Annotated in this window: 14 protein-coding genes; 7 read left to right on the forward strand and 7 right to left on the reverse strand. The window is 73.6% G+C overall.

All coding sequences use genetic code 11. From position 1 onward, the window contains the following. Nucleotides 1-2 precede the first annotated feature (2 nt). Nucleotides 3-407 (reverse strand): DUF2237 family protein, encoded by a 405-nt coding sequence (locus tag MY520_RS18725; protein WP_436694074.1) that lies wholly within the window; start codon nucleotides 405-407, stop codon nucleotides 3-5. 226 nt (nucleotides 408-633) lie between these two features. Here MY520_RS18725 and MY520_RS18730 point away from each other — a divergent pair, with 226 nt between their 5' ends. After that, nucleotides 634-2,634, forward strand: a complete 2,001-nt coding sequence (locus MY520_RS18730; protein WP_436694075.1) for an acetoacetate--CoA ligase — start codon at nucleotides 634-636, stop codon at nucleotides 2,632-2,634. Nucleotides 2,635-2,647: 13 nt separating this feature from the next. On the opposite strand, the gene MY520_RS18735 is transcribed toward MY520_RS18730, so the two are convergent. Next, nucleotides 2,648-3,391, reverse strand: coding sequence for an alpha/beta fold hydrolase (locus MY520_RS18735; protein WP_436694076.1), 744 nt, complete (start codon nucleotides 3,389-3,391; stop codon nucleotides 2,648-2,650). 270 nt (nucleotides 3,392-3,661) lie between these two features. Between MY520_RS18735 and MY520_RS18740 the strand changes: the two genes are divergently transcribed. Continuing rightward, entirely contained in the window at nucleotides 3,662-4,945 is a 1,284-nt protein-coding gene (locus MY520_RS18740) for an MFS transporter (RefSeq protein WP_436694077.1), read from the forward strand. A 105-nt stretch (nucleotides 4,946-5,050) separates the two neighbouring features. Here the strand turns inward: MY520_RS18740 and MY520_RS18745 are convergent, their stop codons facing one another. Further along, complete coding sequence (locus MY520_RS18745) at nucleotides 5,051-6,757, reverse strand: glycoside hydrolase family 13 protein (protein ID WP_436694078.1); 1,707 nt, start codon at nucleotides 6,755-6,757, stop codon at nucleotides 5,051-5,053. 39 nt (nucleotides 6,758-6,796) lie between these two features. After that, nucleotides 6,797-7,201 (reverse strand): VOC family protein, encoded by a 405-nt coding sequence (locus tag MY520_RS18750; RefSeq protein WP_436694079.1) that lies wholly within the window; start codon nucleotides 7,199-7,201, stop codon nucleotides 6,797-6,799. Between the two features lie 88 nt (nucleotides 7,202-7,289). On the opposite strand from MY520_RS18750, the gene MY520_RS18755 reads away from it, so the two are divergent. Further along, on the forward strand, nucleotides 7,290-7,667 hold the full coding sequence (locus tag MY520_RS18755) for an FKBP-type peptidyl-prolyl cis-trans isomerase (RefSeq protein WP_436694080.1): 378 nt from the start codon (nucleotides 7,290-7,292) through the stop codon (nucleotides 7,665-7,667). A 47-nt stretch (nucleotides 7,668-7,714) separates the two neighbouring features. Further along, nucleotides 7,715-8,407 carry a DsbA family oxidoreductase gene (locus MY520_RS18760; protein ID WP_436694081.1) on the forward strand — a complete coding sequence of 231 codons (693 nt, stop codon included), beginning with the start codon at nucleotides 7,715-7,717 and terminating at the stop codon, nucleotides 8,405-8,407. 49 nt (nucleotides 8,408-8,456) lie between these two features. Here the strand turns inward: MY520_RS18760 and MY520_RS18765 are convergent, their stop codons facing one another. After that, nucleotides 8,457-8,699 carry an acyl carrier protein gene (locus MY520_RS18765; RefSeq protein WP_436694082.1) on the reverse strand — a complete coding sequence of 81 codons (243 nt, stop codon included), beginning with the start codon at nucleotides 8,697-8,699 and terminating at the stop codon, nucleotides 8,457-8,459. A gap of 76 nt (nucleotides 8,700-8,775) precedes the next feature. Continuing rightward, entirely contained in the window at nucleotides 8,776-8,985 is a 210-nt protein-coding gene (locus MY520_RS18770; protein WP_436694083.1) for a hypothetical protein, read from the reverse strand. Nucleotides 8,986-9,058: 73 nt separating this feature from the next. Between MY520_RS18770 and MY520_RS18775 the strand changes: the two genes are divergently transcribed. Both MY520_RS18775 and MY520_RS18780 read left to right on the forward strand, forming a co-directional pair. After that, nucleotides 9,059-9,388 (forward strand): ArsR/SmtB family transcription factor, encoded by a 330-nt coding sequence (locus MY520_RS18775; RefSeq protein ID WP_436694084.1) that lies wholly within the window; start codon nucleotides 9,059-9,061, stop codon nucleotides 9,386-9,388. Then, nucleotides 9,385-9,909 carry an SRPBCC family protein gene (locus tag MY520_RS18780; RefSeq protein ID WP_436694085.1) on the forward strand — a complete coding sequence of 175 codons (525 nt, stop codon included), beginning with the start codon at nucleotides 9,385-9,387 and terminating at the stop codon, nucleotides 9,907-9,909. Before MY520_RS18775 ends, MY520_RS18780 begins: the two co-directional genes overlap by 4 nt. On the opposite strand, the gene MY520_RS18785 is transcribed toward MY520_RS18780, so the two are convergent. After that, nucleotides 9,899-10,312: a hypothetical protein gene (locus MY520_RS18785; protein WP_436694086.1), complete on the reverse strand. Its 414-nt coding sequence runs from the start codon at nucleotides 10,310-10,312 to the stop codon at nucleotides 9,899-9,901. The two genes, MY520_RS18780 and MY520_RS18785, sit on opposite strands and share 11 nt — an antisense overlap. Nucleotides 10,313-10,556: 244 nt before the next feature. On the opposite strand from MY520_RS18785, the gene MY520_RS18790 reads away from it, so the two are divergent. Further along, the gene (locus tag MY520_RS18790; protein ID WP_436694104.1) at nucleotides 10,557-12,362 is read left to right on the forward strand and encodes a phosphoenolpyruvate carboxykinase (GTP); all 1,806 of its coding nucleotides are present in this window, start codon (nucleotides 10,557-10,559) and stop codon (nucleotides 12,360-12,362) included. The last annotated feature ends 23 nt before the right edge of the window (nucleotides 12,363-12,385 follow it).

Consider the following 12,385-nt stretch of genomic DNA (forward strand, 5'->3'; position numbering starts at 1 on the left):
GGTCAGTCGAGGCCGCTGATGTCGTCCGGGACGTCGACCGCGTGCTGGCGCAGCGCCTCGATGGGGACGATCTCCAGGGCCCGCGCGTTCGTCGCCGCCAGGACGACCCCGGCCGCCGCGCCCGCCTGGTAGGCCTGCAGCCACCGTACGGCGACGACGCACCAGCGGTCGCCCGGGCGCAGACCCGGGAACCCGTACTCCGGGCGGGGGGTGATCAGGTCGTTGCCGAGGCTCTGCTGCAGCTCCAGGAACTCGGCCGAGACGACCGTGCAGACGGTGTGGCTGCCCACGTCCTCCGGGCCGCTGCTGCACACGCCGGTCCGGTAGAAGCCGGTCATCGGCTCGGTGCCGCACGGCTCCAGCGGTCCACCGAGGACGTTGTGCTCGTCCGGCGCGGGTTCGGTCATCGCTGCCCATGATGCTGTGTCCACGCCGTGACCGCTGGTCGTGGACCCGCTCGCTCCACACCCCCGCCCGTCGTCCACAGGTGGCGTCTCCGCTGGTGAGGGCCGTTCCGGCGGTCGCATGATCGAACCCGTGATCGAACGCATCCCGTCCCCGTCCGCCCTGCTCGAGGGCGGCACCCGCGTGCGCGCACGGGCCGCCGGAGAACCGGAATGGCAGGGTGCAGGTGTGACTGGGAACACGCCTGGCGAGCCTGCCGTCCTGTGGCGCCCGACGCCGGAGTCGATGCGGGCGACCCGGCTCGCCGAGTTCGCCCGCTGGGTCGCCCAGCGGCGCGGGCTCGACTTCGGCGATCCGCCGGACTACGACGCCATCTGGCGCTGGTCGGTCGAGCACCTCGACCAGTTCTGGGCCGACGTCGCCGGGTGGACCGGGGTGCTGCCCGACGTGCCGGACGACCAGGTCATCCCCCACCGCGAGATGCCCGGTGCGGTCTGGTTCCCCGGCGTCACCCTCAACTACGCCGAGCAGGCGCTGCGAGCGGGCGACGACGGCACCGTGCCCGCCGACTCCCCGGCGCTGATCGCCGTCGCCGAGGACCGGGAGCCCGTCGAGCTCGCCTGGGCGACGCTGCGCGGCCGGGTCGGCGCCTTCGCCGCGACCCTCCGCCGGCTCGGCGTCCAACGCGGCGACCGGGTCGCCGGGTACCTGCCCAACGTCCCGGAGGCGGTCGTCGCCTTCCTCGGGACGGCGGCCGTCGGCGCCGTCTGGTCCTCGTGCGCGCCCGATTTCGGCACCCGCGCCGTCCTCGACCGGTTCGCCCAGATCGAGCCCACCGTGCTGGTCGCCGTCGACGGCTACCGCTTCAACGGCAAGGAGTACGACCGCCGCGACGTCGTCACCGAGCTCCGCAGCGCCCTGCCCGGCGTGCGGACGACCATCGCCGTCCCCCGGCTCTTCCCCGACGAGGTGCCGATGAGCGCCGTGCCGTGGGCCGAGGCCGTGGCGGAGGAGCGGGAGCCGGAGTTCGAGCAGGTGCCCTTCGACCACCCGCTCTGGATCGTCTACTCGTCGGGCACCACGGGGCTGCCCAAGGGCATCGTGCACGGCCACGGTGGGATCACCCTCGAGCAGCGCAAGCAGCTGTCCCTGCACGGCGACGTCGGGCCGGGGGACCGGTTCTACTGGTACGCCTCCACCGCCTGGATCATGTGGAACATCGCCACGTCGGCGCTGCTCTGCGGCGCCACGGTGGTCGTCCACGACGGCGCCCCGGCCCATCCGTCGGTCGACGCCCAGTTCGCCATCGCCGCACAGACGGGGCTCACCTACCTCGGCACCAGCGCCGGGTACCTCACCGCCTGCGAGAAGGCCGGCATCCGGCCGGGGGAGACGCACGACCTCTCCGCGCTGCGGTTCATCGGCTCGACCGGGTCGCCCCTGCCGGCCGCCGCGTTCCACTGGGTCTACGACGCGGTCCGCCCGGACGTCTTCCTCGGCTCCCTCTCCGGCGGCACCGACGTCGCCACCGGGTTCGTCGGCAGCACGCTGCACCTCCCGGTGACCGCCGGGGAGCTGCAGCGGCCGATGCTCGGGGTCGCCGCCGCCGCGTGGGACGAGCAGGGGGAGCCGGTCGTCGGCGAGCTCGGTGAGCTCGTGATCACCGAGCCCATGCCGTCGATGCCGCTGTACTTCTGGAACGACCCCGGCGGTGCCCGCTACCGCGAGTCCTACTTCGAACCGTGGCCCGGGGTCTGGCGGCACGGCGACTGGATGGAGATCACCGAGCGCGGCACCTGCCTGATCACCGGCCGCTCGGACTCCACCCTCAACCGTGGCGGCGTCCGCATGGGGACGGCGGACATCTACGCCGCCGTCGAGGCGATCCCCGAGGTCGTGGACTGCGTCGTCCTGGGCGTCGAGCAGCGGGACGGCGGCTACTGGATGCCGCTGTTCGTCAAGCTGGCGCCGGGGACGGAGCTGACCGACGAGCTGGTCGCCCGGATCAAGGGCGAGATCCGCGCGCACGCCAGCCCGCGGCACGTGCCCGACGAGGTCATCGCCACCCCCGGCGTCCCGCACACCCGCACCGGCAAGCGGCTGGAGGTGCCGCTCAAGCGGCTGTTCCAGGGCGTCGACCCGGAGAAGGCGCTCAACGTCGGCGCGGTCGACGACCCGGCCGCCGTCGAGCACTACGTCCGGCTGGCGCAGGAGCGCGGCCCCCGCTGAGCACCCGGCGCGGTCACCGGTCGCTGCCGACCAGGTCGAGCAGGACTGCGGCGACCGTGTCGGGCCGGGAGACGTAGGCGATGTGCCCGCAGTCGAGGCTGCGGTGCCGCCACCCCGGCGTCCCCGCCGCCCGCTGCGCCCTCCGGTCGAACCCCGCGTGCGGGAAGCGGGTGCACCGCACGTAGGACCGCGGCAGGTCCGAGACGGCGTCGCCCAGGTGCAGCGGGCGGGTGAAGTGACCGACGGGGGTGGCCCGCAGCCGCGGCTCCGCCCACGCGATGTCCTCGGGGGCGGTGATCCCCCAGAGCCGGGACAGGACCTCCGGCCACGGCGGCGGCGCGAACCGGGGCAGCAGCCAGCCGTCGCCCTCGGTGGCCACGAGCTCCTCCATCGCCGCGCGCCGCTCCGGAGCGACCAGGTCGAACACGCACTGGCCGTCCTCCGGCACGAAGGCGTCCAGGTAGACGACCTCGGCCACGCGCTCCGGCACCCGATCGGCGACCCCGGTGGCCACCGCGCCCCCGGAGCTGCTGGCGACCAGCACGACCCGGTCGAGGTCCTCGTAGGTCAGCACGCTGACGACGTCCTCGACGTGGGTCAGCAGGTCGATCCCGTGGTCGAGCAGGTGCGCCCGCTCGCCGAGCCCGGTGAGCGTCGGCGTGAGCACCTCGTGCCCTCGTCCGCGCAGCAGCGGGGTGAGCTTCCGCCAGCACCAGCCCCCGAGCCAGGCGGGGTGCACCAGCACGAACGTGGCCATCCCCCAGCCCTCCGCCGCGACGGGGTGCCGGCCGGCGCCGGAGCCGGCCCGGCCAGCGCGTGCGGGTCGACCGTAGGCCGCATCGGGCCATGGGGACAGGCAGAGCCGGGGAGGGGTGGCGGCTCGCGTCGGCACGCAACCGCACGGCGGGAACGGCTGCACCACCGGGCCACACTGGTAGGGCGCCCGGCCGGCGACGACGGTCGAGGGCAGCAGCGCGATCGAGCAGCCGATCGCGACGGCGGCACGCACGGACGACGGGGGAGGGCGATGGCCGGGTTGCCCCGCGCGCTCGCCCCGCTGCGCCACCCCCGGTACCGGCTGCTGGCCGCGTCCCTCGGCTTCAGCCTGCTCACCAACAGCACCTTCGCGGTCGCGACCATCTGGCAGGTGGTCGCGCTGGACGGCGGTCCGGCCGAGCTCTCGCTGGTCAGCGCGCTGAGCGCCGGCGGCATGCTGGCCAGCACGCTGCTCGGCGGCGCGCTCGCCGACCGCCTTCCCCAGCGGCACATCCTGCTGGCCGTGGCGCTGGTCCAGACCCTCGGCACCGCCCTGGTCGCGACGCTGTCGCTGACCGGCCTGCTGGCGCTGTGGCAGCTGGCCGCTGTCGCGCTCGCCTGCGGGCTGGCCAACGGCGTCTACTACCCCGCCTACTCCGCGCTCGTCCCGGCGCTGCTGCCCGAGGACCAGCTGCTCGCGGCCAACGGGCTCGAGGGCACGATGCGCCCGGTGCTGTACCAGGCCACCGGCCCGGCCGTCGCCGGCGCGCTCATCGCCGCGACCGGCCCCGGCGTCGCCCTCGCCCTCAGCGGGGCGGCGGCGCTCGGCGCGGCCGGGTGCGTGGCGCTGCTCCCCGCGACGGAGGTTCGCCGCGAACGGGGAGGCGGTCACCCGGTGCGCGGGCTCGTCACCGACATGGCCGAGGGTTTCCGCTACATGGTGCGCACGCCCTGGCTGCTGGCCACGCTGCTGTTCGCCTCGCTGATGCTGCTGGTGATGATCGGCCCGTTCGAGGTCCTGACCCCGTTCGCGATCCGGGACCGCGCGGGCGGCGGCCCGTTCGAGCACGCGCTGGTGCTGGCGGCGTTCGGCGCCGGCGGCGCGGCCGGGTCGCTGACCGTCGCCTCGCTGCGGCTGCCGCGGCGCTACCTCACGGTGATGAACCTGCTGTGGGGCCTCGGCTGCGTCCCGCTGGTGGTCTTCGGCCTCACCACCGAGCTGGCCGTCATGATCGGCGCCGGGCTGGTCACCGGCGCCACCATGCAGGCCGGCATGGTCATCTGGGGCACGCTGCTGCAGCGCCGGGTGCCGCCGGCGCTGCTCGGCCGCGTCTCCAGCCTCGACTTCTTCGTGAGCACGGCGTTCATGCCGCTGTCGATGGCGCTGGCCGGGCCGGTCAGCGAGCTGATCGAGCTCACCGCGACCTTCCTCGTCGCCGGGCTCGTGCCCCCCGTGCTCGCCGCGATCGCGGTCCTCGCCGCCCGGCTGCCCGCCGACGAGCTAGCCCATCCCCTCGACCGGCGCCCGGCCGAGGAGGTCGGCACGCCGGGATGAAGCCCGCCGGCGCGAGGCCCACCGGCGCGAGGCCCGCCGGCGTGAGGCAGGTCGGCGGCACGATCGACGGCCACCCGTCCGCCGCCGTGCACCTGCAGCAGCGCTTCAGCTGACCCGAAGCACCCGGGCCTCCCAGGGGCGGAGGACGGCGGGGTCGTCGTCCGGCAGGTTGCCCAGCACCAGGAGCCCGTCCACCGCCTGCGGGAGCAGCTCGGCGAGCCGGTGCTCGTGCCCGCTCACGTTGCAGGCGACCAGCAGCGTCTCGCCGTCCAGGGAGCGGGTGAACGCGTACACCGACTCGTGCTCCGGCAGCAGCATGGTGAAGTCGCCGAGCGCGACCACCGCCGACTCGTGCCGCAGCTCGATCAGCCGCCGGTGGTGGGCGAACACCGAGTGCGGGTCGCCGCGCTGCGCCGCCGCGTTCCACTCCGCGTGGTCGGGGTTGACCGCGATCCACGGCGTGCCGGTGCTGAAGCCGGCCGACGGCGTGCCGTCCCACTGCACCGGGGTCCGGGCGTTGTCCCGGCCCATGCGCCGCATCGCGGCCAGCACGGTCTCCGGGTCCGCCCCGTGCGCGACGGCCTGCGCGAAGTGGTTGAGCGACTCGACGTCCCGGAAGCCGTCCAGCGAGGGGAACGGGGCGTTGGCCATCCCGATCTCCTCGCCCTGGTAGACGTACGGCGTCCCCCGGTGCAGGTGCAGCAGGGTGGCCAGGCAGGTGGCCGAGTCGCGCCGGTACCGGGGCGAGTCGTCGCCGAACCGGGAGACCGCCCGCGGTTGGTCGTGGTTGTCCCAGTAGAGCGAGTTCCAGCCGACGTCGGCCAGCCCGGCCTGCCAGCGGCCGAACGACGCCTTGAGGTCGGTCAGCCGCAGCGGCCGGGGGGAGAACTTGCTGCCGTCGAAGTCCAGCCCCACGTGCTCGAACTGGAAGACCATGTCCACCTCGGCGCGCGCCGGGTCGGTGAACAGCCGGGCCTCCTCCACGGTCACCCCGGGCATCTCGCCGACCAGCAGCAGCTGCTCGGGATGGCCGGCGAAGACCTCGCGGTGCATCTCCTGCAGGAACTCGTGGATCCGCGGGCCGCACACCACCGACGCCGTCGCGTCGCCGTACGGCAGCCCCGGCAGCGGGGGACCGTCGTGCAGCTCGCCGTCCGGGCCGACGTCCTTGCTGATCAGGTTGATGACGTCCATGCGGAACCCGTCGACCCCGCGGTCGAGCCACCACCGCATCATCGCGTGGACCGCCTGCCGGACCTCCGGGTTCTCCCAGTTGAGGTCGGGCTGCCGGCGGTCGAACAGGTGCAGGTAGTACTCGCCGCTGGCCTCGTCGAGCGTCCACGTGGGGCCGGAGAAGAACGAGTGCCAGTTGGTCGGCTCCGCCCCCGGCGCCCCGGCCGCCATGCCGGCGCGCGGCGGCCGCCACCAGTACCAGTCCCGCTTGGGCGAGTCCACCGACGACCGCGCCTCGACGAACCAGGCGTGCGCGTCGCTGGTGTGGTTGACCACGAGGTCCATCACCAGCTTCATCCCGCGCCCGTGCAGCGCGGCGATCAGCTCGTCGAGCTGCGCCAGGCTGCCGAACAGCGGATCGACGTCCTGGTAGTCGCTGATGTCGTAGCCGTTGTCGGCCTGCGGCGACGGGTAGACCGGGGAGAGCCAGACCACGTCGACGCCCAGGTCGGCCAGGTGGTCCAGGCGCTGGAGCACGCCGCCGAGGTCACCGATCCCGTCGCCGTCGGAGTCCATGAACGAGCGCGGGTAGATCTGGTAGACGACGGCGCGGGTCCACCACGGGGGCTGCTCGGGCACGGCCCCAGCCCAGCACGGCGGGCGGGGTGCCGCACGCCGTCAGTCCTGCGGCGGCGGTCCCGGCGGCAGGGTGTGGTGCACCGCCTCGACGTTGTTGCCGTCCGGGTCGCGGAAGAACGCGCCGTAGTAGCCGGGGTGGTACTCCGGCCAGATCCGCGGCTCGTGCAGCACCTCCGCGCCGGCCTCCCGCGCGAGGGCGAACACCTCGTCGACCGCCGCCCGCGACGGCGCCGTCAGCGCGAGGTGCACCGGGCGGTCGGCGCCCTCGGCCAGCAGGCTCAGCCACAGCTGCGGGTGCCCGTCGGGGCCGCAGAACCCCACGACCGCGCCGTTCGGCGTCTCGTGGCGCATCGCCTCGCGCAGGCCGATCGGTCCGAAGACCCTCGTGTAGAACGCCGCGGCGACGGCGACGTCCGCGACCTGCAGTCCCAGGTGGTCGATCACGCCGCCGGAAGGTAGCCCGGACGGCGGCCCGCGGGAACCGCTGTTTGGATGGGCGGGTCCGTTCGAGCGCCACCCGAGGAGAGAACCGATGGCCGAGCTCACCCGCCCCGACGTCGAGCCGCCGACCGGCCCCGCGCCCGCCGACCTGGTGATCGAGGACCTCGTCGTCGGTGAGGGGGCCGAGGCGAAGGCCGGTGACCTGGTGAGCGCGCACTACGTCGGCGTCACCCACGAGGGCGGCGAGCAGTTCGACGCCTCCTGGGACCGCGGGGACCCGCTGGAGTTCCGGCTGGGGGTCGGCATGGTCATCCAGGGCTGGGACGAGGGCATCGCCGGCATGCGCGTGGGCGGCCGCCGGCGGCTGACCATCCCGGCGCACAAGGCCTACGGCGACCGCGGCGCGGGCGGGGTCATCAAGCCCGGCGCGACGCTGGTCTTCGTCGTCGACCTCGTCGGGGTGCGCTGACGAGCAGGCCCGGAATGACCCGCGCGGGCGCCGGGTTGGCTGCTTCCGTGCGCATCGAGGTGTGGTCCGACGTCGTCTGCCCGTGGTGCTTCATCGGCAAGCGCCGGCTGGAGACCGCCCTGGCGCGGTTCCCGCACCGCGACGCGGTCGAGGTCGTCTGGCGCTCCTACCAGCTGGACCCCACGGTGCCCGAGGGCCAGACGCACCCGACACTGCCGGCGTTGGCCGCCAAGTACGGGCGCAGCGTCGAGGAGATGCGGGACATGCAGCAGCGCGTCGAGGAGATCGCCGCCGCGGAGGGCCTCGACTACGACCTGGCCGAGGGGCTGAGCGGGAACACCCTGCTCGCGCACGAGCTCATCCACCTCGCTGCGGAGCACGGGCTGCAGGGCGCGATGAAGGAGCGGCTGCTGCACGCCCACTTCGAGGAGCGGCGGTCGGTGTTCGACGTCGACGCGCTCGTTCCGCTCGCCGTCGAGGTGGGCCTGGACGAGGCCGAGGTGCGCGCGGCGCTGGCCGACCGCCGGTACCGGCACGCCGTCGGCCAGGACGCCCGGACGGCGCAGGCCCTCGGCGCGACCGGCGTCCCCTTCTTCGTCGTCGACCGGAAGTACGGCGCGGCCGGCGCCCAGCCGGCGGAGCTGCTGCTACAGCTGCTCGAGCGCGCGTGGGCTGAGGCGAACCCGCTGCAGACGGTGCCCGCCGCCGACGGCTGCACCGACGACAGCTGCGCCCGGTAGCGCCCCTCCAGGGGCACCCCGAGGGGGCCCTGGAGGGGTCCTGCTCCTGTTACCGGGTGGCGGGGCCGCCCTGGTCGGTGCCGGAGATCTTCCGCAGGAACTCGTGGCACCGCTTCGCGCGCGCCGAGTCCTGCTCCATGACCTCGCGGAAGAAGTCCGCGATGTCCTTCAGCCCGGCGTTGTCCGCGTCCCGGACGTACTGGCCGTAGTCGTGCCCTGCCTTGAGCGAGTGGTACTGGACTGAGATCAGGTCGTACGCGACGTCCTCGAACCCGGTCTCACCGGTAGCCATCATGACCTCCTCGTCTCAGGGGATGTGGTGCGGCTCACATTCCCCGACCGAGCGGTGTGAAACGGACCGATCCGTCTCAGGCGGACGACGCGGCTTCGCCGGGAACGTCCCGCCCACCGGCGTCGTCGGCGTCCGCGCGCCCGGCGGCCAGCTCCTCCTCCCCGCTGGCGACGGGGTCGTCCTGGGCGGAGGCGAGGTCCTCGCCCTCGCCGTAGGCGCCCGGGTCGGCCTGCAGGGTGCGGGGGTCGTTGAGCGGGTCCGGGACGTCCGGGTCGGTGACGGTCATGCCCGGCCCGTGCCCCAGGGCCCGGCACGCCAACCGCTGGCCAACGCGTAACAAACGTGTTACCCATCAACCCGTGGAGGCGCTGGCGGCCATTGCCGACCCGACCCGCCGGGAGCTGCTGGCCCTGCTCGCGCGGGGTGAGCTGGCCGCCGGCGAGCTCGCCGACCGGTTCCCGGTGAGCCGCCCGGCGATCAGCCGACACCTGCGGGTGCTGCGGGAGGCGGGGCTGGTGCACAGCCGGGTCGAGGGTCGCCGCCGCCTCTACGGGCTCGATCCGAGCCCGCTGCGGGAGCTCGACGAGTGGCTGGAGCCCTACCGGGACCTGTGGGCCCAGCGGCTGGACGCACTGGACACCGAGATCGCCCGCGGCCGGCGGGCACGAAGGAACGGAGAGCGCCCATGAGCGAGCACGCGACCGCCGGTGACCGTCGGGGCACGGTGACGGCGGAGGCCGACGGCCGCCAGCTGCTGGAGTTCCGCAGGTCCTGGCCGGATCCGATCGACGACGTCTGGGCCGCCGTCACCGAGCCCGAGCGGCTCGCCCGGTGGATCGGCCGGTACGAGGGCGAGCGCGGGCCCGGTGGGCAGGGCCTCTTCTTCATGACCCACGAAGGCGTCGATGAGCCCGACGGCTCGCCGGCGACGATCGTCGAGTGCGCGCCACCGCGGCGTCTCGTCGTCGACACGGCGGGGCCGGGGGAGACCTGGCGGCTCGAGCTGGACCTGGCGGAGGAGGGCGGCCGCACGGTGCTGGTGTTCCGCCAGCGGTTCGCCCCCGAGACCGACGTCGCCGACGTCGCGGGCGGTTGGCACTGGTACCTCGACATGCTCGACGCCGAGATCACCGGCGCGGACGGGCCGGGGCCGTGGGAGCCGTTCTGGGCCGAGGTCGGGCCGGGCTACGGTCGGGACGTCACCGGCTGACCGGCCGGCCCAGCACGGCCATCGCGACCGCGCCCGCCAGCCCGACCACCACGATCGGTGTCTCGACCGGGTCGAGCCCCGCGGGGGTCAGCAGCCGCCGGTTGAACCGCTCCATGAGGTAGCCCGAGATCATCCCGGTGCCGAGCACCCGGAGCGCCTGCCGGGCCGGCTCGTGCGGTCCGGCGGCCAGGCGGGCGACGGCCCACGCCTGCGCGGCGAGCATGTACGAGGGCGCGCTGTAGGACGTGCCGAACCACAGCGAGTCCCGGCCGACGTGGGCCGGGTCGCCGTGCATGAACGGGACGTCGTACGCGCGGCGCCGCCGCAGGGCGAGGACCTGGCCGACGAGGCCGGCCGCGAGCTGGACCGCTGAGACGGCGACGAGCGCCCTCCGGTGCGCCATGGCGCCCACCGTAGGGCCCCGGGGAACACGACCGGGCGAACACCAGGGACCTAGGGCCCATCGGGTAGACGTCCTATACGTAACATCTCTCACGGTTACAGGCCGGTGTCGCGCCGCTAACCTCGACGCACCAGGTCCTGGTCGCCGCGCGAGGCGTGGCGGACCGGCCGACCGTCACCCGCACCAACCCCCTGTCGGGTTCCCGCCCGTCGCTCCCCAGAGGATGGAGACGCCGTTGACTTCCGTGGCCACCCCCGGTCTCGACTCCGCACCCACCACGCACGCCCGCCTGCTCGCGTGGGTGCAGGAGATGGCCGAGCTGACGACCCCCGACCAGGTCGTCTGGGTGGACGGGACGGACGAGGAGTGGGAGCGCCTCACCCAGAAGCTCGTGGACGCCGGCACGTTCACCCGCCTGGAGAAGAAGCCCAACTCGTTCTGGTGCGCCTCCGACCCCAGTGACGTCGCCCGGGTCGAGGACCGCACCTACATCTGCTCGGTCGACGAGGCCGACGCCGGGCCGACCAACAACTGGATGGCCCCCGACGAGATGAAGTCGGTCATGACCGAGCTGTACCGCGGGTGCATGCGCGGCCGGACGATGTACGTCATCCCGTTCTGCATGGGCCCGGTCGAGGCCGAGAACCCGATGTTCGGCGTCGAGCTCACCGACTCGGAGTACGTCGTCGTCTCCATGCGGGTCATGGCCCGCATCGGCAGCACCGTCCTCCAGGCCCTGGGCACCGACCGCCCGTTCGTGCCGGCCATGCACTCCCTGGGCGCCCCGCTCGCCGAGGGGCAGCAGGACGTCCCCTGGCCCTGCAGCGACACCAAGTACATCGTGCACTTCCCCGAGGAGCGGGCCATCTGGTCCTACGGCTCGGGCTACGGCGGCAACGCCCTGCTGGGCAAGAAGTGCTACTCGCTGCGGATCGCCTCGGTCATGGCCCGCGACGAGGGCTGGCTCGCCGAGCACATGCTGATCCTCAAGCTGACCAGCCCCCAGCAGAAGACCTACTACGTCGCCGCCGCCTTCCCGTCGGCCTGCGGCAAGACCAACCTGGCGATGCTCGAGCCGACCATCCCCGGCTGGAAGGTCGAGACCCTCGGCGACGACATCGCCTGGATGCGCTTCGGCGAGGACGGCCGGCTCTACGCCCTCAACCCGGAGTACGGCCTGTTCGGCGTCGCGCCGGGCACCGGCTGGGACACCAACCCCAACGCGATGCGCACCATCGCGCAGGGCAACTCGGTCTTCACCAACGTCGCCCTGACCGACGACGGCGACATCTGGTGGGAGGGCATGACCGACGACGCGCCGGCCCACCTCACCGACTGGAAGGGCCGGGACTGGACGCCGGAGAGCGACGAGCCCTCCAGCCACCCGAACAGCCGGTTCTGCACCCCGATCACCCAGTGCCCGATCCTGGCGCCGGAGTACCCGGACCCGAAGGGCGTGCCGATCTCGGCGATCCTCTTCGGCGGCCGCCGCAAGACGACGATCCCGCTGGTCACCGAGGCCCGCGACTGGAACCACGGCGTCTTCATGGGGGCCACGCTCTCCTCCGAGACGACCGCGGCGGCCACCGGTGCGGTCGGCGTCGTCCGCCGCGACCCGTTCGCGATGCTGCCGTTCATCGGCTACAACGCCGGTGACTACTTCCGGCACTGGGTGGAGACCGGCAAGGCGCACGACGCCGCCAAGCTGCCGAAGATCTTCTACGTGAACTGGTTCCGCCGGGACTCCGACGGCGGCTTCCTGTGGCCGGGCTTCGGCGAGAACAGCCGGGTCCTCAAGTGGGTCGTCGAGCGGCTCGAGGGCACCGCGGCCGCCGTCGAGACGCCGGTCGGCCACGTGCCGACCGCCGACGCCCTCGACATCTCCGGCCTGGACATGACCCTGGAGCAGGTGGAGAAGGCGCTCGCCGTCGACAAGGACGAGTGGCGCGCCGAGGTCCCGCAGATCACCGAGTGGTTCGAGAAGTTCGGCGACAAGCTCCCCAGCACGATGTGGGACGAGCTCGCCATCCTGGAGCACCGGCTCGCCTAGAGCCGGCCTGACGAGGCCCCGCT

This window comes from Geodermatophilus sp. CPCC 205506 (assembly GCF_051383635.1).
In the GTDB taxonomy this organism is placed as follows: domain Bacteria; phylum Actinomycetota; class Actinomycetes; order Mycobacteriales; family Geodermatophilaceae; genus Geodermatophilus.